The sequence below is a fragment of the Apilactobacillus kunkeei genome (assembly GCF_001421115.1).
GTDB lineage: Bacteria > Bacillota > Bacilli > Lactobacillales > Lactobacillaceae > Apilactobacillus > Apilactobacillus kunkeei_F.
The window spans coordinates 46,764-66,001 of record NZ_JXCW01000003.1 but is presented as its reverse complement, the minus strand read 5'-3'; the positions used below and the strand labels follow the sequence as shown (position 1 = coordinate 66,001).

Genomic DNA, 19,238 nt, shown 5'->3' with positions numbered 1-19,238 from the left:
AGTTTAATAATATTCTAACATACGAACAAACTTTCTAAAACTAATGTTCTCCTTGTAGGCACAAAAAAGACTGGCCATTAGACCAGTCTTTTTAATCACACTTTTTAGTGTAATGAAGATACGTATTCGAATGCGTTTTGACCAGCAATACCACCGTCACCAACAGCAGTAGTTACTTGTCTTAATTCTTTTTCACGTACGTCACCAATAGCAAAGATACCCTTTACTGAAGTTTCCATACGTTCGTTTGTCTTGATCCAACCTTTTTCGTCAGTAATGTTTAAGTTACTGAAAGGTTCAGTCATTGGGTTGTTACCAACATAGATGAAGACACCTGAAGCAGCGATTTCGCCTTCTTCGTTTGTCTTGTTGTTGATAGTCTTAACACCAGTAACCTTCATGTTGTCACCAACAACTTCAGTTACGTTAGTGTCCCAAACAAATTCAATCTTGTCGTTAGCAAATGCACGGTCTTGGATAACCTTTTGTGCACGTAGTTGATCGCGACGGTGAATAACCGTAACCTTTGAAGCTAAACCTGCAAGGTATAGTGCTTCAGAGATAGCTGAATCTCCACCACCGACAACGACAACTTCACGGTTCTTGAAGAATGCCCCATCACATACGGCACAGTATGAGACACCTCTTCCACCATATTCGTCTTCGCCAGGAACGCCTAGCTTTCTGTATTGTGAACCAGTACCAATGATAACAGCACCTGCTTCATAGCTACCTTGGTCAGTCTTAACAATCTTAGAATCACCTTTGTCTTCGATTGATTCAACTGTTCCATATTCGTACTTGGCACCGAAGTTTGTGGAACTTTCATACATTTCTTTCGCTAAATCTGGACCTAGGATTGACTTAAATCCTGGGTAATTTTCGATTTCAGCAGTGTTGTTCATTTGACCACCGTAGATACCACGGTCAATCATCATTACTGATAAATTTGCACGAGAAGCATATAGTGCAGATGTCATTCCACCAGGACCTGCACCAATAATAATTACGTCATATTTTTCCATAATTAAGCTCCTCCTTTCATTGAATTAATATATGATACTTTACTATCATATAAAACATTTGTCCATTAATTTGCACACAAACTAATTTCAATCTAACTTCTTAGCTAAGTCCTTGATGTATTGTTTTAATTCATCAGAAACTTCTGGGTGTTTTAGACCAAATTCGATGTTAGTTTGTAACCAACCGAACTTATTACCAGTGTCATATCTGTCACCCTTGAATTCGTGAGCGTATACCTTACCCTTTTTGTTTAGAGTATCGATGGCATCAGTTAATTGAATTTCGTTACCCTTACCAGGTTTAGTGTTTTCTAGGATGTCGAAGATGTCTGCAGTTAATAGGTAACGACCAATAATTGCTAAATCACTTGGAGCATCTTCTGGGTTTGGCTTTTCAACGAAATTAGTAACATCGTATAAACCATCGCTAACTTCCTTAGCTGGGTTGATAACACCATATTTTGATGTGTCTTCATGAGGAACCTTCATAACAGCAAGTGTTGATGAACCTGTTTCTTCATAACTGTCGATTAATTGCTTAGTTAATGGAGTTTCATCTGTCATCAAATCATCACCTAGCATGATAACAAATGGATCTTCACCAACGAAACTCTTAGCAGTATGAACAGCATCACCTAGACCATTAGGATGTTCTTGACGCTTAAAGTAAATGTTCAAACCGTTAGTTTCCTTAACAGCCTTTAGCATTTCATCCTTACCTTTTGATTCAAGGTTCAATTCAAGTTCAGTGTTTGAATCGAAATGATCTTCAATAGCACGTTTACCCTTACCAATAATAATTAAAATGTCAGTAATTCCTGATGCGATAGCTTCTTCAACGATTAGTTGAATAGCTGGCTTATCAACTACCGGTAGCATTTCCTTTGGCATTGCCTTAGTTTCTGGTAGGAATCTAGTTCCTAAACCTGCTGCTGGGATAATTGCTTTTTTGATTTTCTTCATGAATATAAACTCCTATTTTCTCATATTTTCCTATTTCTTAAATATTAATCTAATTCAGCTCTACCCTTACGGTGCATTAGTTGAGAAATTGCATCATCAATTGTAATTTCCTTGTGTAGTACCTTGTAGATTGCTGAAGTAATTGGCATGTCAATGCCACGTTGGTTGGCTAGTTCGTATGCAGCTTCTGCAGTTGCGATACCTTCAATAACCATTCCCATGTTCTTAACGATATCATCTAAGGTCTCTCCCTTACCTAGTTGATATCCTGCACGCCAGTTACGTGAGTCACTACTTGTTGCAGTAACGATCACATCACCGAATCCTGATAGACCAGTGAATGTTAATGGGTTAGCACCGAATGAAGTTCCCAAACGAGAAATTTCGGCAAGACCACGAGTCATCAATGCTGCTTTAGCATTGTCAGCGTAACCTAGACCGTAAAGTGCACCGGCACCAATAGCAATAATGTTCTTTAGAGCTGCACCAATTTCAACACCGATGATGTCGTCATTAGTATAAACTCTGAAGTAATCATTGATGAATAATGATTGAATATGTTCAGCATCTTTGATGTTTTCTGAAGCAGTAGTTACCAAAGTAATATCGTGTTTAGCAACTGATTCTGCTTGACTAGGACCTGAAATAACTGAGATTGATTTACGATGACTTTCATCGATTTCATCAGCTAGAACTTCTGACATACGTTTGTAAGTCTTTTGTTCAATCCCTTTACTACCATGAATAATGTTTACCTTCATGTCTAGTTCTTCTAGGATTTCGTTTACTTGTTTTGCAGTACTTCTTGTAACTTGTGCTGGAACAACAAATAAAATATCATCTACGCCTCTAATTGCTTCCTTCATATCAGCATAAGCAACTAGTTCTTTTGGATATGTAAAATCTTTGATGTATTTTTCGTTTGTGTGCTTGTTGTTTAGTTCATCAACTTGTGATTGTTTGTATGACCATAAACGCACTTCATTACCATTTTCAACTAAAATATTAGCAAGCATGCTTCCCCATGAGCCTGCTCCTAACACTGCAATTTTTTCTACCATAATAAATATAGCTCCTTAAATTTATTGTAACTTGCTACCATCAAGGTAGTAAGGCAAATCAGAATCATTTTTGCGACGATAGATCATTAATCCGATTGCTCCCACGAATAGGATAATCGATAATAATTGTGAAACTCGAATTCCACCAAATAGCATTAAGCTATCTGTTCTCATCCCTTCGACAAAGAATCGACCAAATGAGTACCAAATAACGTAAGATAATACCACTTCACCACGTTTGAAGAACCCTTGGATTTGACGAAGATTCATCAATAGAACAAATCCTAACAAGTCCCATAGTGATTCATACAGGAATGTTGGTTGGCGATAAAATCCTTGAATAAACATTTGGTTAATAATGAAATTAGGTAGGTGTAGTGACTTCAAGAACGCTAAGCTGGTAATCTTACCAAAAGCTTCTTGGTTCATGAAGTTTCCCCATCTACCAATTCCTTGGCCCATAATCACAGTTGGTGCAATCACATCAAGCATTGCCCAAACTGAGATTAATTTACTTCTACAGTATAAGAATACCACGACAAACGCACCAATCAAGGCACCATAGATGGCAATTCCCCCATCCCAAATCTTAACAATCTCATTTAGATGTTGGCTGTAGTATGACCATTGAAATACAACATAATAAATACGGGCACAAATGATTGCCACTGGCAAAGCCCATAGAATCATATCGTAAATATTATCTGGTTGAATCCCGCGTTTTCTTCCTTCCTTAACTGAAAGGTAAACGGCGATTAGTACTGCGGTGGCAATAAAAATCCCGTACCAGTGAACTAAGATAGGTCCCAGATTAAACGCAATTGGATTTAACGCAATTGACATTTTTTTCACTTCCTAAAAAGAGGATTATTTTTTGTTACCTGAATTTTCTTTAATTAAGTCGTTTAGGTTATTATCAAATACCTTTGTAGCATCATAACCCATCTTCTTAGCACGGTAGTTCATGGCTGCCGCTTCAATAATGATAGCTAAGTTACGACCAGTCTTAACTGGAATGCTTACTCTTTGCACGTCAACGTCAAAGATACGACGGGTTTCGTCGCCATTACCCAATCTATCATATGGAGTGTCATCAGACCAGTTTTCAAGGTGAACAATCAAGTCAACCTTAGTCTGTGAACGAACGGCACCGGCACCAAATAGGTTCATCACATCGATAATCCCAATTCCTCTAATTTCTAGTAGGTGTCTTAGAATCATTGGTGCTTGACCAATTAGAGTTTGTTCATCTTGTTGGTATACTTCAACACGATCATCGGCAATTAATCTATGACCACGTTTAACAAGTTCCAATGCAGTTTCACTCTTACCAATTCCAGAGTCCCCTGTCATTAGTACCCCTAAACCATATACGTCAATTAGCACACCATGAATTGATTTTCTTTCGGCTAATTTACCTTCCAAGTAGTTAGTCATGTTACTTAGTACTCGAGAAGTTGTTAGCTTAGAACCTAATACTGGAATATGTTGGTTCTTAGCAGCACGAATTAATTCATCAGGTGGATCTAATTGAGTTGAAATAACAAATGCTGGTGTTTCTGGTAAACACATTTTCTTCATTACATCAAAAAGTTCATTGCTATCCATTCCCTTAGCATATGATGTTTCAGTAATACCAAGTAATTGAATTCTCTTTGATGGGTAGTAGTTAAAGTATCCTGTTAATTCCAAACCAGGGCGTGAAATATCGCTCGTGGTAATTGGTCGATCTAAGTATTCTTCACCGTAGAAAATATCTAGGTGAGTGTTTTCAACAAGATCGGCGACCGTTACACTGTATGCCATAGCCTTTCCTCCACTTCGTTATAAGATAATTTTATCATGTTATTAGATGTTTTTAAAAAAATTTTAGTAGTCTGACAATATGACGTTACAAATTGACATGATCAATGCAACAATCACTGCCATTCCAAATGAAGCAAAATGGAAAGTATTGCCCACCACAAAAGATGTTAATTCCAACATAATTCCATTCAGGATAATACTGAATAATCCTAAGGTTACCAAGTTAATTGGTAAGGATAAGATAAACAATACTGGTTTTACCAATGCATTTAGAATCGCTAAAACAATTGCAGCCACAATCGCGGTTTCAAAAGAAGCAACGTAAAAGCTGCCTTGAAAGAATCCAGCAATCGCAACAAATAGCAATGTGTTAATCAATATTCTGCCTAACACTCTCATGGTGTCACCTCTTATTTATCATTAAATTCATCAACGTCAGTTAAATTGCGTCGAGTTTGTTTGTTAGTAGTGTGTCCACCACCATAAACGTTGGGGTTAGCCGGAACAATTACTAAACAAATTACATAAAGCAATAGTCCGCCAATTAGATGGCCCGGAATAATGGATAGAACAACAAAAATAATTCTTAAAAGTTGTGAGTTGATATGGAAGTATTCGGCAATTCCACCTAATAATCCTGTTAATAATCGATCTGATTGAGAACGGTAAATTTTAGTCATCATAAAGCCTCCTCGTTAAATGACATTTTAAATAATGTTTATTAAATGAATCTTAAGTTATTTTTCCTTAATCACAACTACACCTAATTCATTTGGTGAGTCACTGTAAATGGCACTTTCCATAATCTTGATACGATCTTGGCGGTTCAATACCTTCAATCGACAAAATGTTGGCGAAGTCAAAGTGGCCTTGTAGAAATCGTCTTCGGTACTTACTTTAATGTTGTTAACTTCAACAATTAAATCACCCATTTCAACACCCATCTTTTCAGCTGGCGTGTCTTTTCTAACGGCGATTACTCTTAGACCATTAACTGCATCTGAGAACCACTTAGCCTTCTTGTTATCCTTACGCTTAGTTCTGATTAAAACTAGTAGGTATAATATGGCCATCACAGTCATTGAAATCAATTCAATGTTATCGACACCATTTAGTAGGTAAGTTGTAACAACTAGAATAATACCCAAACATGTTAACCATAACAATCGATTAGATAACTTTTTGAAAAATTCTTTTGGCATTGATTTGAAAATGGTGAATCTAATCCCAATCAATACCGGTAGGATAAAGACTGTTAATTGATGTTGACCCATTGAAAATACTGGCCACCAACTAATCAATGCATGAATTTGATCACCTGGAATTAATACGGCAATTGGTAGAACCGCAAATTCCTTGTTTAAATAACCGGCGACCTTGTTACCACGTTGATTCTTAAAAATCTTTGGTGATTGATAGTTTCCTAGAAACATCTTCATGTACAATGCGGAAACAAAGAATACCGTCACTAATAGCAATAATGCATTTGATAGTGAAGTAAATGAAGTGTTGATACCTTCTGTATTAATATACGTAAACAAGTCAAATTTATACGTTACAAATGTCAAAGCAGTCGCAATTACTAGGTTTAACACTGTAAAGAATTGACCCGGAATAATAATCAAGTTTATTAGTAACAATGCTTCATAGATAATGATCCAAGGAAGTGATAGATAAATTCCTAGTACCATTGAAATGATGCTTCCGACAATTCCTAAAACGATGAAGCTTAGCCAAAAATGTTTCATTTCAAAATCGTTTGGTGAAATTGAAGTGTTAAAGTCGTTTCTTTCACGTTTGATACGCTTACGGTAGATAATGTAATTCCTTAATATTCCCAACCATAGTACTGGCTGAATAAATATTAACAATGTCATCCATAAATTATTCATTTAAATTCCCCTATTCTGGATTTCTTTTGCTTAGTTTCCATTGCAAGTATGCATTAATGAATGGATTTAAATCACCATCCATAACATCTTGCGCCTTTGCTGTTTCATAATTGGTTCGATGGTCTTTAACCATTGAATATGGGTGGAAAACATAAGATCTGATTTGTGAACCCCAACCAATCTCTTTTTGTTCACCTTCGAGTTGTGCCTTTTGTTGTTCCTTCTTTTCTTCTTCTAGTTCGTAAAGTTTGGACTTCAACATGTTCATGGCAGTTTCTCTATTTTGTAGTTGTGAACGTTGAGCTTGACTGGCCACAACAATCCCGGTAGGTTCATGAGTAATACGAACTGCTGAAGATGTCTTGTTAACGTGTTGTCCACCGGCACCACTGGCACGGTAAACATCAACTCGTAAGTCAGCTGGATTAATCTCGATGTCGACAGTGTCATCTAGTTCTGGCATTACATCAACAGAAGCAAATGACGTATGACGACGTCCGGCAGAATCAAATGGTGAAATTCGAACTAAACGGTGAACACCCTTTTCTGACTTTAGGTATCCGTATGCATTTTCACCACTAACCATGATGGTGGCAGTATCAATTCCGGCCACTTCACCTGCTTGATAGTTCAATGTTTCTAGTTTGAAACCATTTTGATCAGCCCATCTGGTATACATTCTAAATAGCATCATGCCCCAATCATGTGATTCTGTTCCACCCGCACCCGGGTGAATTTCTAGAATAGCATTATTGGCATCGTACTTACCATTTAGTAGCATCCCTAATCTGTACTTTTCAAGATGTGACTTAGTTTGTGCTAAAGACTCTTCGAATTCTTCCATCATTGAATCATCGTTTTCTTCTTCGATTAATTCTAGGTTTACTTCTAGGTCTTCAGCCTCTTCATTTAGTTCATTAAAATTATCGTATTTTTTCTTTAAACGATTATTTTCATTAATGAAGCTTTGGGCTGTTTCTGGATTATCCCAGAATCCAGGTTCAGCCATCTTGGCTTCGTTAATTTCAATGCTTTCTTGAAGGGAATCTAAGTCAAAGAGACCCCCTAAAGCCTTGGATGGCTTTTTTGATTTGACTTATTTCATTTTTAGCATCAGCTAGTTCCATTCTTACTCTCCTTACCAAAAAAGCGAAGTGAACTTCTGTTCATCTTCGCTTTATTATTATCTTTCGATGTTTTGTCTGATTTCAGCTTTCATGAACAATCTTGTGGCATCGTAATCAATATCTGAGACCATTTCTTCAAACATTTGATAACCTTCACGTTGGTATTCAACTAATGGGTTCAATTGACCATAACCTCTTAAACCAATTGATTGTCTCAATTGATCCATTTCATCAATATGATCAGTCCAGTGAGAATCAACAACTCTTAATACAACAACCTTTTCAAATTCTAGCATTTGTTCTGGGTCGTATAGTTGTTCTTTCTTTTCCTTGTAAACTTTTTCAGATAATTCAACCAAGAATTCCTTGATTTCATCAGCTGACTTATCTTCTAAGTCAGATAGGCTAATCATATCAGGGCTAACAAGTGCACTAATGGCAAAGTCTAAGATTGTGCTTAGGTCCCAGTCCTTCTTGTCACCTTGAGTGTGTAAGTTAACAATGCGGTTGATTGTTCTCTTAACCATTGGTTTCATAACCCAGTCTAATGACTTATCTTCAGTGATTACTTGGTATCTTTCGTTGTAGATAACGCTACGTTGTTGTCTCATAACGTCATCGTATTGTAGAACTTGTTTTCTTGAATCGTAGTTGTTACCTTCAACACGTTTTTGTGCTGATTCAACTTGCTTGGTGATTAAACGACTCTTGATAACAGCTGAGTCACCATCAACCTTCATTCTTTCCAAGAAGTTCTTAATCTTATCAGAACCGAAACGACGCATTAAGTCATCTTCTAGTGATAAGTAGAATTGTGATAGACCTGGATCACCTTGACGTCCTGAACGTCCACGTAATTGGTTATCGATACGTCTTGATTCGTGTCTTTCAGTACCAATAACGGCAAGTCCACCTAATTCAACAACACCCGGTCCTAATTTAATATCAGTACCACGACCGGCCATGTTGGTAGCGATAGTAACCGCACCCTTTTGACCAGCATTAGCAACGATTTCAGCTTCTTTAGCATGGTTCTTGGCATTTAGCACTTCGTGTTTGATGCCAGCATCATCTAAACGTTTTGAAATGTATTCTGAAGTTTCAACGGCAACAGTACCAATTAAGATTGGTTGACCCTTGGCGTGTAATTCTTTGATTTCATCAACTACAGCATCGAATTTTGATTGTAGAGTTGGGTATAACAAGTCAGGTTCGTCCACTCTGGCAACCGGTCTGTTGGTTGGAATGGAGATAACGTCCATGTTATAGATTTCTCTAAATTCGTCTGCTTCAGTCTTAGCAGTACCGGTCATACCGGCAAGCTTACTGTACATTCTGAATAAGTTTTGGTAAGTAATGTTCGCCATTGTCTTACTTTCTTCTTGAATGGTTACTCCTTCTTTAGCTTCAATAGCTTGGTGTAATCCATCAGAGAAACGACGACCATCCATGATACGACCAGTAAATGAATCAACGATAAGTACTTCGTCGTCAGAAACAACGTAATCCTTATCCTTAATCATAATGAAGTTAGCACGCAATGCTTCATCAATGTGGTGAGTCAATGCAGTGTTATCAGTGTCGTATAGGTTCTTTAAGTTGAAGTACTTTTCAGCCTTTTCAATTCCTTGATCATTTAAAGAAACAGTCTTTGATTCCAAGTCAATCTTGAAGTCATCTTTTTCCTTTAATGTCTTAGCAAATTGATCAGCTTGCATGTATAGTTCTGAAGAACCTTTGGCTTGTCCTGAAATAATCAATGGAGTTCTAGCTTCATCAATTAAGATGGAGTCAACTTCATCGACGATGGCGAAGTTCAATGGTCTTTGAACCATGTCTTCTTTGTAGACAACCATGTTATCACGTAAGTAATCAAAACCGATTTCACTGTTAGTTGAGTAAGTGATATCAGCATTGTAAGCTTCACGTTTTTCTTCTGGGCTCTTTTCAGTTAAGTTAACACCTACTGATAGGCCTAACCAGTTGTATAGTTCACCCATTTGTTCAGCATCACGTTGTGATAGGTATTCGTTAACAGTAATAACGTGAACACCCTTACCAGCTAAGGCGTTTAGGTAAACTGGCATAGTAGCAGTCAAAGTCTTACCTTCACCAGTCTTCATTTCTGAAATGTTACCTTCATGTAGCACAATTCCACCCATGATTTGAACATGGAAAGGAGTTAAACCTAATACACGAGTAGCACCTTCTCTGGCAACTGCAAATGCTTCTGGTAGTAAGTCATCAAGAGTTTCCCCATCTTGATAACGTTGTTGAAATTCTGGGGTTTTAGCTTTTAGTTCGTCATCACTTAGTTGGCTGATTTCATCGGCGTATGATTCAACCTTATCAGCTAGCTTACTAAGTCTTTTAACTTCACGCTTATCGCTTTCGACCCATTTTCTTAAAATGTTAGCCATTTGTTTATTTTCCTTCCGTGAATTAGTTTTTAATGTTTTATTCGCTTTATATAAATTCTATCTTTCTTATTCTAACATTTAATTATCATTTTTAAAAACAGATTATCTAATTCTTCTAAAAAAATATCCTTTATATATATAAAACATCCCTTATCGACATAAAGTTAGTCCAAAAACTTGCTTGGCACCGTTTTTCCTCAGTACGTCTGCTGCATGTCTAATTGTGGTTCCAGTGGTGTAAATGTCGTCGACTAATAATATCTTTTGATCGATTATTTCAGACGCATGTTTAGGATTGATTGTGAAAACTTGTTTGTTGTGAATGCGCTGTTGACGGTTCAGCTCAGACTGCCGCACCTTGCGTTTTTCCTTCACCATTAAAGCGTCAACATATGCAGTATCTCCCAGAAATCCAATGACCTGATTGAAGCCGCGATTAATCTTAGTTTCAGCACTAACTGGAATTGGCACTACCAGCAAATCTTTTCTAATATTTTTTCTAATCTCTTTTTGAAAAATCATCCGTAACTGGTAGTCACCGACAAACTTGTAGCGGTGCATAAAATCCTTCATTGCATCGTTATATTGGAAGATTGCTTTGTTCACAAAGTCATCCCCTAATTGGTGCCACTTCTGACAATCAATACATATTCCGGACTTATCCATTTGGCGCCCACAGGCCGTACATATTCTCGTTTCATCGATGCGGGCAAACTGGTTCATACAGTCCGCACAAACGTATCGCTTGGGCAGTCTTTTAAAACTCAATAAAAAAGCCAGTGACATGTCATATACCATTGATTTGTTACATAATAGACAGCTATCCATTTAATTTTTCCGCCTTTTTATTCATATACTTAATTTGATTAATCGCACTTTTAATAGCCAGCGTGTTTTCCTCAGCTAGAAACAATACCTCACCGGTTGGTCGATCAAGTTTTCTACCCACTCTTCCAGCTATTTGGACCAATGATGAAGTCGAAAAAACCTCATCTTCTGCCCCGAACACAATCACGTCAATTCCTGGAAAGGTCACCCCGCGTTCCAAAATGGTGGTCGTAATCAAGAACAGTTTGCGTTGCTCACGCATGTCGGATACCTTCTCCATTCGTTTATCATCACTAGAAAAAACGGTCTCCCATTTACTGATATCAAACTGTTTTGCCAAAATATCACTAATTGGTTTTAAATCGGCAATGCGAGGCACAAATAATAAAAAACGCTGGTTTTCTTTAATCTTTTTGTCAATCTTATGTAGTAGTAGCTTTGGCAACTTTTGTTTCTTTAAATTCTCGCGCCACTTCTTTGTGTACTTTAATTTAATTTCCGGTAATAAATGACGATGAAATCGAATTGGTAAATAGCTAGCTGATAACTTGTTGGACCTTATCTTCTTCGTCATTTCATTGGTCGGTGTCGCTGTTAAAAACAACTTGGCACTACTTTGTTTCGTCGCATTTTCGACCGCAAAATGTAATCCGTCGTTATTTACAAACGGAAAGGAATCAACCTCATCAATAATTAAGACGTCAAAGGCATGATAAAACCGTAGCAATTGATGGGTAGTGCAAATCGTCAGCTGCGCATAGTGATACGGTTGTGGGTTACGACCGTGGAGAAGAATCATCGATGTATTGGAAAACGCCTCCTTAATTCTCGGGTATAGTTCAACACAAACATCCACACGTGGTGATGCAATACAAACGCGTTTACCCTCAGTTAATGCTTTTTCGATTCCCTGAAACAACATTTCAGTCTTCCCCGCTCCGGTCACTGCCCATAATAGGTGCGTCTTGTTATTCTCAAAGACATCGATAATATCTCTGGAACAATTCTTTTGCTCGTTAGTCAATTGACCCTGCCACGTTAAAACCGGCTGCTTAATTTCAAAATCATTTGGTTCATCAGCATACACCAATGGAATGCTTTTAGTTACTCGATCCAAATTGATGCAAACTGGACAATAGTAGTTATTATTTGGCAAATTACACCTGTTTACGGGTGTTTTTTGGCCACATCGTTTACAATAGATATTGTTACTGTTAACCTTAATTGGAACGTATTTATGGACAATTGAGTTATTTAAGAGACTGTCATCAACCATTGTGGCGTTGACCTGTCTACCGTATAATTCAGAAACATCTTTAATCATAATTATCACCATAATTAAGTACGCAAAAAAGCTAAATTCTGAGGTGAAAACATCTAAATGGAAAAAGATTATCTCACAATTAAAGAAAATGGTGTCAATGAGATTGATATCAAAAAATCACAATTTATCTGTTCAATCGCTAGAGTATCAAACGAAGAAGAAGCGATGGCTTTCGTTAATAGCGTCAAAGAAGAACATAAAAAAGCCACTCACAACTGTCATGCCTATGTGATTGGTCAAGACGACTCCATTCAACGCGCTAGTGATAACGGTGAACCATCAGGAACTGCTGGGGTGCCCATCCTAGAAGCGTTAAAAAACATCGGCGTGCACAACACTGCTGCCGTCGTTACCAGATACTTCGGTGGCATTAAGTTAGGTGCTGGTGGTTTAATTCGTGCATATAGCAATGCCACCACTAAGGCCATCGAACACGTCGGAATCGTCAAAAAGATTTTACAAACAGAAATCACAATCGACGTTGCCTATAATCTGTTTGATCAATTAAATTACCACCTAGAGGAAAACGGCATTAACATTATCGACACTCAATATACCGACAAGGTGTCCGTAATTGTTGCCATCGATAATCCCAAGGTGGAAGAGTTTAAACAAAAAGTGATTGATTTACTAAACGGTCGTGTTGAAATGCACGACGGCGATGAAAAATACTTTGAAGTAGATTATGATCCATACAAAAAAGAATGACCAAGGTGGCCATTCTTTTTTTAGTGGTTATCTTTACTTGTGTTTTCTTTAACGACTTTTTTAATTGCGTTTAGTAATGGTTGTCTATCCTTACCCGCTAAACCGATTGATTCAACAAATAGTTCCAACCCGATTAACGTTGCTATCGTTAGTAAAATGGAACCCCAAATTGTTGAGATTGGGTATAACAATGAAATGAATGAGAAAATCAGAGCAATTCCATAGATTACCAATACGGTTTGACGGTGAGTCAATCCGATTTGCATCAAACGATGATGTAAGTGTCGTTTGTCAGCATGCATAATTGGTTGCTTGTTTAACATTCTACGTAAGATTGCGTAAATAGTATCGGTGATTGGGACACCCAGGATAATTACCGGAATAATAACGGTAATGAATGTGGCATTCTTCAATCCGTTTAATGAAAAAATCGAAATCATGAAACCGATGAACAATGATCCTGTATCCCCTAGATAGATTCTAGCTGGGAAGAAGTTGTAAGGTAAAAATCCTAAACATGCTGCAACTAGTGCAAAAATCATGATTGAAACGTAGACATTTCCAACGTTTAGGAAGAAGAAACCGGTAATTCCCATGGTGGTCAATGCAATAACTGCGACCCCCGTTGCTAATCCATCCAGACCGTCAATTAAGTTAACGGCGTTGGTAATTGCTAAAATCCAAATTAGCGTAATTGGTAAACTGAACCATCCCAGACTAAATGTTCCAATGAATGGTAATGATACATTACTCATTTGAATGTTTCCAAAGAAATAGACAATGATTGCTGCTAAACTAATTCCGAATACCTTTTGACGTGGCTTTAATACAATGATGTCATCGATTACCCCTGTAATAATGATAACTACTTGTCCTGCAAACATCCCGTAAAGTTGATGGGTTGGCATTTGTGACCTTAATAGGAACATTGTGGCAATTGTGTATGCCACAAAGATTGCCAAACCTCCTAATGTCGGCATTGGAATTTTATTCATTCTTCGCTTATTTGGACTATCGATAGCTCCCCAGCGGAATGCTAGTTTTCTGATAAACGGTGTTACCACAGCAGAAATTAACATTGTCGCGAAAAGGGAAACGATAATTTCGAATTTTAGCATAATCGTTATCCTTTCGTTTTATAATACTATTAATAAATTATACAAATGTAACAGATTAAAAACAAGGTTAAACAAAAAAAGGATTCCCAAAGGAATCCTTTTTTATTACATCATTGGTCCCATTGAAGGGTTCATTGGATCTTTCTTTTCTTCTGGTAAGTTAGCAACAACAGCTTCAGTAGTTAATAGTAATGCTGAAACAGATGCGGCATTTTGAAGAGCTGATCTTGATACCTTGGTTGGGTCAACAACTCCGGCCTTAACCATGTCTTCGTATTCACCAGTAGCGGCATTGAAACCAATACCCATTTCCTTGCCCTTTAGATGTTCAACCACGATTGAACCATCAATTCCGGCATTGTGGGCAATTTGTCTAACTGGAGCTTCTAGAGCACGTAAAACGATGTTTACACCAGTCTTTTCGTCACCTTCAGCAGGGATTTCTTCTAGATCCTTTAGGATGTTGATGAATGCAGTTCCACCACCTGGAACGAAACCTTCTTCAACAGCGGCTCTAGTTGAGTTCAATGCATCTTCAATTCTGTACTTACGTTCTTTTAGTTCAGTTTCAGTAGCAGCACCAACACGGATAACGGCAACACCACCGGCTAACTTAGCTAAACGTTCACGTAGCTTTTCTTTGTCGAATTCTGATGTAGTAGTTTCTAGTTGGTTCTTGATTTCTGCAACACGTGCAGCAAGTTGGTCCTTGTCACCGGCACCTTGAACGATTGTAGTGTCGTCCTTAGTAACGTTAACCTTGTTAGCTTGACCTAATTGATCAATGGTTACGTCCTTTAGGTTTAATCCTAAGTCGTCAGTGATTAGAGTAGCACCTGTAAGAACTGAAATATCTTGTAGTTGAGCCTTACGACGGTCACCAAAACCAGGAGCCTTAACAGCAACAACGTTGAAAGTACCACGCATCTTGTTTAATACCAATGTTGGTAGTGCTTCACCACCAATATCATCGGCGATAATTAGAAGTGAACGACCTTGTTCAACAACTGATTGTAGTACTGGTAGGATTTCTTGAATGTTGTTAATCTTCTTGTCAGTAACTAAGATGTATGGGTTGTCTAAGTCAGCTTGCATCTTGTCGTTGTCGGTAACCATGTATTGTGACATGTAACCACGATCAAATTGCATACCTTCTACAACATCCATAGTTGTGTTAACACCACGTGAATCTTCAACAGTGATAACACCATCGTTTCCAACCTTTTCCATAGCGTCGGCGATTAGTTCACCAACTTCTGGGTTAGCAGCTGAAATTGAAGCGATTTGAGCAATGTCATTCTTGCTCTTGATTTCGTTTGACATCTTGTGTAGCTTTTCAACGGCTACTTCGGTTGCCTTTTCGATACCGCGACGAACACCAACTGGGTTGGCACCGGCAGTAACGTTCTTCATTCCTTCGTTTACGATTGCTTGAGTTAATACAGTAGCAGTAGTAGTACCATCACCGGCAATGTCGTCAGTCTTTGATGCAACTTCTGATACTAACTTAGCACCCATGTTTTCAAAATGATTTGGTAGTTCGATTGACTTAGCGATTGTAACACCATCATTAGTAATGTTTGGTGTACCTGTTGATTGTTCAACAACAACGTTTCTACCCTTTGGTCCTAATGTAGTTTTAACAGTGTTTGCAAGTTTATCAACACCTCTTAGCATTGAACGTCTTGCGTCTTCTGAGAATTTAACTTCCTTAGCCATTTTTTATTCACCTCATTAATAATTTCGTTTTATCTATTATTCAACGACAGCTAAAATGTCGCTTTCTTTTAGTACTAAATATTTTTGGCCATCGTAGTCTACTGAAGTACCTGAGTACTTGTCGTAAACAACTTCGTCACCCTTCTTAACTTCTGGTGTAACAGTTTGGCCATTGTCTAAAACTCTACCGTTTCCTACGGCAACAACTTTACCAGTTTGTGGCTTTTCTTTAGCATTATTTGCTAACACAATGCCTCCAACTGTTTCTTCTTTAGCTTCTTGTGCTTCAATAATTACACGATCACCCAATGGCTTTAACATTTTGCTTGACCTCACTTTGTTTTTTAATGTCTTTTATCAGTATTAGCAGTCAATTATTATAAGTGCTAATCACTATAAATAATATATTATTTTTTTGTTTTATATGCAAGAATTTTAACCCCTACACGATATAATCCTACAAAAAAAGATGGGCCAATGGCTCATCTTTCTTATTCACCTTCATAGTGTTCAATGAAGTAAATTAATGTTTGTAATTCGTTAGTTAAATCAACGTTTTGTACTCTGACATTTTTAGGAACTGATAAACGTTTTGAAGTAAAGTTCATGATACCTTTTGCTCCACCCTTTACGGCTTCATCACATAGGTCTTGAACTACGGTTGCTGGAACAGTAAAAATAACTACTTCAATTTGTTGATCTCTTAATTGTTCTTGTAAGTCTTTAACATCGTATACTGGTACACCACTTTGAACAGTGTTAATCATGTCGTCATGAATATCAAAGGCAGCTGAGATTCTTACGTTACTATCTTTGTGAAAATTAAAGTGTAGTAAGGCTTGACCCAAATTACCTAAACCGACTAATGCAACATTTGTTAAGTGATCTTGATTTAGAATCTTCTTGAAGAAGTCTAATAAATTATCAACTTCGTATCCATATCCACGTTTTCCAAGAGCTCCAAAATAAGATAAATCTCTTCTAATGGTTGCTGAATCAACTTGCACTGCTTCAGCAAAAGTACTAGAGGATATTCTCTTTATTTTAGCGTCGTGTAAACCGCTAAGATATCGATAATACATAGGCAATCTTTTAGCCGTTGCCCTAGGAATTTTAATATCCAAAATGTTCCCTCCCGAATCTTTCATAACATTTATGTATTCTATCATAAAAACAAAGTTTGTGAAAATATTATCATCTACTAAAAAGGATTGAACATTTTAATTTATCCGGGGAAATATGCTAAAATAGTCATTATTACTGATAAAACAAGAGAATTAGGAGGTGAATTTTATGATTATTTTACAAGCAAACAAAATGACAAAAAGATTTGGTGGGCAAGATCTTTTCACAAGCGTTAACTTGAGTATCGAAGAAAACAGCAAGGTCGCCTTGGTTGGTCGAAACGGTGCTGGTAAGTCAACCTTAGTGAAAATGATTTTGGGCGATGAACCAATCGATGAAGGTGAAGTCACCACCAAAAAAGGTATCACCATTGGATACTTAGCCCAAAATACTGGTCTAACTTCTGATGCCACCATCATTGAAGAAATGACCAATGTCTTTGCTGATTTAATCGCTTTAGAAAATAAAATTCACGAATACGAAAACAAGATGGCCAATCCAAATATTAATTCGGATTCTGAAAAGCTGGCTGAGGTTTCACAAACTTATGACCAACTTCAAGCTGAGTTTACCGCCAAGAACGGTTTTTCTTATCAAGCCGAAATTAAGGCCGTCTTAAACGGATTTAGCTTCGGTGAAGAAATGTACGACCATAAGATCAGTGAGCTATCAGGTGGTCAACAAACCCAACTAGCAATGGCCAAGTTGCTTCTACAAAAGAAGGACCTATTAATCCTAGACGAACCTACCAACCATATTGATGTTAAGACCATCAGTTGGTTGGAAGATTATCTAAAGAGTTATCATGGTGCCCTTCTAATCATCTCCCATGACCGTTTCTTCATGGATAAGATTGTCGATCAAGTCTACGACTTATCACAAGGCCACATGACTCATTATGTTGGGAACTACTCCAGTTATGTTGAACAAAAGAGACTTAATTACCAACATCAACTAAAGGAATACGAAAAACAACAAAAGAAAATCAAAGAGATGCAGGACTTCGTTGATAAAAACATTGTTCGTGCATCTACTACCAAGCGAGCTCAATCAAGAAGAACTCAATTGGAAAAGATGGAAAAAATTTCGGCACCAACTCGTGATGATAAATCTGCTCGTCTTTCATTTACTCCTGAAAAACAAAGTGGAAACGTCGTTTTAAATGTGCGAGATGCTGCAATCGGATACGACCATCAAATCTTATCTAAAAATATCAATATTGACGTTAAACGGAATCAAGCGGTCGCATTAATTGGACCAAACGGAATCGGTAAGTCAACATTGCTAAAGACCATCATGAAGCAATTACCACTCCAATCTGGTGAAATTGAACGTGGTACTGGCGTCCAAATTGGTTACTACGACCAACACCAAGATAACCTACATCCTAACAAGACCGTCTTAAATGAAATCTGGGACGACTATCCTACTTATCCTGAACAACGCATTCGTTCAATTCTAGGTAGTTTCTTGTTCTCTGGTGAGGACGTTGAAAAAGTTGTTGGTAACCTTTCTGGTGGTGAAAAGGCCCGCCTTGTTTTAACTAAGTTATCCATGAATCACGATAACTTCTTAATCCTAGATGAACCTACCAACCATTTGGATATCGATAGTAGAGAAGTGTTGGAAAACGCATTAATCAATTTCGATGGAACCATTTTGTTTGTATCTCATGATAGATACTTCATCAATAAGTTAGCCACTCAAATTGTCGAGCTATCCCCTGATGGTAGTGAACTATTCCTTGGTAACTACAACTATTATGTAGAAAAGAAGGAAGAACAAGCGGCCATTGAGGAACACAAAAAAGAAGAACAAGCTAAGACCGAAGAGGTTGAAGACTCCAAGCCAAAGTCACAAAACCAAAAAGAATTCATTGCTAACAAAGAGTTGCAAAAGAAACAAAGAAAACTTAAACGTCAAGTTGAAGAACTGGAAGAAAAACTAGATACTGCTCAAAAAGATAAATCATCTATTGAATCAGAAATGGTTAAACCAGAAAACTTAAACGACATTGAAAAACTAAACGATTTGCAAGCTAAACTAACCGATATCAACTCAAAGATTGAAGAGATTGAAACCGATTGGGAAAACGCAATGATGGAACTTGAATAAACAAAAA

18 protein-coding genes are annotated in these 19,238 nt (G+C 37.4%); 2 read left to right on the top strand and 16 right to left on the bottom strand.

Annotated elements, in window-relative coordinates; genetic code table 11:
• Positions 1-104: 104 nt before the first annotated feature.
• The 12 genes from trxB to RZ55_RS01870 form a co-directional block, all read right to left on the bottom strand.
• Positions 105-1,028 carry a thioredoxin-disulfide reductase gene (gene trxB, locus RZ55_RS01925; RefSeq protein ID WP_034531944.1) on the bottom strand — a complete coding sequence of 308 codons (924 nt, stop codon included), beginning with the start codon at positions 1,026-1,028 and terminating at the stop codon, positions 105-107.
• Positions 1,029-1,112: 84 nt separating this feature from the next.
• Positions 1,113-1,988: a UTP--glucose-1-phosphate uridylyltransferase GalU gene (gene galU / locus RZ55_RS01920; RefSeq protein WP_034534640.1), complete on the bottom strand. Its 876-nt coding sequence runs from the start codon at positions 1,986-1,988 to the stop codon at positions 1,113-1,115.
• A gap of 44 nt (positions 1,989-2,032) precedes the next feature.
• Complete coding sequence (locus tag RZ55_RS01915; protein ID WP_034531940.1) at positions 2,033-3,049, bottom strand: NAD(P)H-dependent glycerol-3-phosphate dehydrogenase; 1,017 nt, start codon at positions 3,047-3,049, stop codon at positions 2,033-2,035.
• Between the two features lie 21 nt (positions 3,050-3,070).
• Positions 3,071-3,892: a prolipoprotein diacylglyceryl transferase gene (gene lgt / locus RZ55_RS01910; protein ID WP_034531938.1), complete on the bottom strand. Its 822-nt coding sequence runs from the start codon at positions 3,890-3,892 to the stop codon at positions 3,071-3,073.
• Between the two features lie 24 nt (positions 3,893-3,916).
• On the bottom strand, positions 3,917-4,855 hold the full coding sequence (hprK, locus tag RZ55_RS01905) for an HPr(Ser) kinase/phosphatase (RefSeq protein ID WP_057175620.1): 939 nt from the start codon (positions 4,853-4,855) through the stop codon (positions 3,917-3,919).
• 63 nt (positions 4,856-4,918) lie between these two features.
• Positions 4,919-5,254: a phage holin family protein gene (locus tag RZ55_RS01900; protein ID WP_053792512.1), complete on the bottom strand. Its 336-nt coding sequence runs from the start codon at positions 5,252-5,254 to the stop codon at positions 4,919-4,921.
• 11 nt (positions 5,255-5,265) lie between these two features.
• Entirely contained in the window at positions 5,266-5,535 is a 270-nt protein-coding gene (locus RZ55_RS01895; RefSeq protein WP_053792511.1) for a PspC domain-containing protein, read from the bottom strand.
• Positions 5,536-5,592: 57 nt separating this feature from the next.
• On the bottom strand, positions 5,593-6,747 hold the full coding sequence (locus tag RZ55_RS01890) for a PDZ domain-containing protein (protein WP_057175619.1): 1,155 nt from the start codon (positions 6,745-6,747) through the stop codon (positions 5,593-5,595).
• A 10-nt stretch (positions 6,748-6,757) separates the two neighbouring features.
• Positions 6,758-7,874 (bottom strand): peptide chain release factor 2 gene (prfB, locus tag RZ55_RS01885; protein WP_140968020.1). Its coding sequence is split into 2 segments (ribosomal slippage): positions 6,758-7,801 and positions 7,803-7,874, totalling 1,116 coding nucleotides; the frame shifts between segments, so codons are not numbered across the junction.
• A 56-nt stretch (positions 7,875-7,930) separates the two neighbouring features.
• Positions 7,931-10,294, bottom strand: a complete 2,364-nt coding sequence (secA, locus tag RZ55_RS01880; RefSeq protein WP_054483013.1) for a preprotein translocase subunit SecA — start codon at positions 10,292-10,294, stop codon at positions 7,931-7,933.
• Between the two features lie 150 nt (positions 10,295-10,444).
• Entirely contained in the window at positions 10,445-10,900 is a 456-nt protein-coding gene (locus RZ55_RS01875) for a ComF family protein (RefSeq protein WP_171823250.1), read from the bottom strand.
• 214 nt (positions 10,901-11,114) lie between these two features.
• A complete protein-coding gene (locus RZ55_RS01870; RefSeq protein ID WP_057175617.1) occupies positions 11,115-12,446 on the bottom strand; it encodes a DEAD/DEAH box helicase in 1,332 nt (443 codons plus the stop codon).
• Positions 12,447-12,503: 57 nt separating this feature from the next.
• Here RZ55_RS01870 and RZ55_RS01865 point away from each other — a divergent pair, with 57 nt between their 5' ends.
• Entirely contained in the window at positions 12,504-13,154 is a 651-nt protein-coding gene (locus RZ55_RS01865; RefSeq protein ID WP_053792506.1) for a YigZ family protein, read from the top strand.
• Positions 13,155-13,174: 20 nt separating this feature from the next.
• Here RZ55_RS01865 and RZ55_RS01860 read toward each other — a convergent pair whose 3' ends face one another.
• The 4 genes from RZ55_RS01860 to RZ55_RS01845 all read right to left on the bottom strand — a co-directional run bounded on the left by RZ55_RS01860 (position 13,175) and on the right by RZ55_RS01845 (position 17,118).
• Positions 13,175-14,272 carry a glycosyltransferase family 4 protein gene (locus RZ55_RS01860; protein ID WP_057175616.1) on the bottom strand — a complete coding sequence of 366 codons (1,098 nt, stop codon included), beginning with the start codon at positions 14,270-14,272 and terminating at the stop codon, positions 13,175-13,177.
• 105 nt (positions 14,273-14,377) lie between these two features.
• Positions 14,378-15,991: a chaperonin GroEL gene (groL, locus tag RZ55_RS01855; protein WP_053792505.1), complete on the bottom strand. Its 1,614-nt coding sequence runs from the start codon at positions 15,989-15,991 to the stop codon at positions 14,378-14,380.
• Between the two features lie 36 nt (positions 15,992-16,027).
• Positions 16,028-16,312, bottom strand: a complete 285-nt coding sequence (gene groES, locus RZ55_RS01850; protein WP_034531925.1) for a co-chaperone GroES — start codon at positions 16,310-16,312, stop codon at positions 16,028-16,030.
• Between the two features lie 170 nt (positions 16,313-16,482).
• A complete protein-coding gene (locus tag RZ55_RS01845) occupies positions 16,483-17,118 on the bottom strand; it encodes a redox-sensing transcriptional repressor Rex (RefSeq protein WP_034532012.1) in 636 nt (211 codons plus the stop codon).
• 166 nt (positions 17,119-17,284) lie between these two features.
• On the opposite strand from RZ55_RS01845, the gene abc-f reads away from it, so the two are divergent.
• A complete protein-coding gene (abc-f, locus tag RZ55_RS01840; RefSeq protein WP_057175615.1) occupies positions 17,285-19,231 on the top strand; it encodes a ribosomal protection-like ABC-F family protein in 1,947 nt (648 codons plus the stop codon).
• Positions 19,232-19,238: the final 7 nt, after the last annotated feature.